General features: G+C 68.7%; 1 protein-coding gene. It reads left to right on the top strand.

What is annotated here, in order from left to right; all coding sequences use genetic code 11:
* Positions 1-145: 145 nt before the first annotated feature.
* A complete protein-coding gene (locus ETD86_RS54400) occupies positions 146-1009 on the top strand; it encodes a DUF559 domain-containing protein (protein WP_138674391.1) in 864 nt (287 codons plus the stop codon).
* Positions 1010-1303 lie beyond the last annotated feature (294 nt).

Below are 1303 nucleotides of genomic sequence, written 5' to 3'. Positions count from 1 at the left end.
GGCTTGTGGTGCGGGGGGCCAGTAGTGCGGGGGGCTTGTGGTGCGCGGCCCCTGCGGATGCCTCGCCCTCTTCCCAGAATTCGCTCGTCCACAGAATCCCGCTCGGCTCTGCGGCGGACGCCTCAGCCGAAGCATCCTTGCCGCCATGAACCCACGCCCCCTCCCGGTGTCCGGCACCGACACGACCGGCGATGCCATCGCCGCCATTCGCCTGATCGACCGTGCCATCCGGATAACCCGCGCAATCCCGCAGGCCGTCGTCTGCCGGCAGACGGCCGCGTGCATCTGGGGCCTCAACGTCCTGCCCTCCCCGCAGGACGACTGGCCGATCGAGCTGACCGCTCCCAGCCACCTGGCAGTCCCGGACTGCGTCACCTACATCGCACCCTTGCCCGACGAGGACGTCACCGACCACAAGGGCGTCCGCATCACCACGATGGAACGCACAGCCCTCGACTGCGCCCGCTGGTTGCCCCGCATGGAGGGTGTGGCGATCCTCGACCAGTTCGCCCGCAGGGGCGTTGACCTGGAAGCGTTGTGGCACCGCCCGCTCAACACCTGGCGCCTACGTGACACCCTCAGCCTGGCCGATCCCGGAGCCGCCTCTCCCAGGGAGAGCTGGCTCCGCGTCATCCTCGTGGAGGGCGGCCTCCCCAGACCCGCGACCCAGATCAGAGTCGACCTGGACGACGACAGGTACGCCTATCTCGACCTGGGCTGGGAGGACTTCAAGGTCGCGGTCGAATACGACGGCCAGGAACACCACACCTCGACCACCGACCAGCAACATGACACCGACCGCCGCGAGGAGCTACGCCGACGGGGCTGGCGGGTGATCGCCGTCCGGAGAGACGTCATCCCCGGCCAGATAGCCGACCTCCTCCATCACGTGGCCGATGCCTTGATCGAGCGCGACTGGCAACCCGGCCCAGAAGGCATGACCCGCGTCCTCTGCCGCATCCGCGCGGCCCGCCGCCGATCCCGCTTCAGCCCGGCCAGACGTTGGTGACGGCTGGTTTGTTGATATGAGCCATGGGTTGGCAACCCGGTTCGCCGGGGCGCCATCCGCGTCCTCCCGACGCCTCCGCGAGCCCGACGCCGATCCGTCCCTCTTCAGGTCGGGCAGCCGTTGGCGATGGGTGGCCCTTTAAGGAGCGTGGCTGGTGACCCGGCCTGGGATGGTGCTACCCGTGTCCTCGAAGCCCGTCGCCAACTTCCTGGTTCGTGCCGGATGTCAGCCGACGGTGACGGGTAGCTCCTTGATGCCGTTGATGAAGTTCGAGCGCAGCCGGCGGGCTGGGCC

It is taken from the genome of Nonomuraea turkmeniaca (assembly GCF_005889735.1).
Lineage (GTDB): Bacteria > Actinomycetota > Actinomycetes > Streptosporangiales > Streptosporangiaceae > Nonomuraea > Nonomuraea turkmeniaca.
This window is presented reverse-complemented; position numbering and strand designations above follow the sequence as displayed.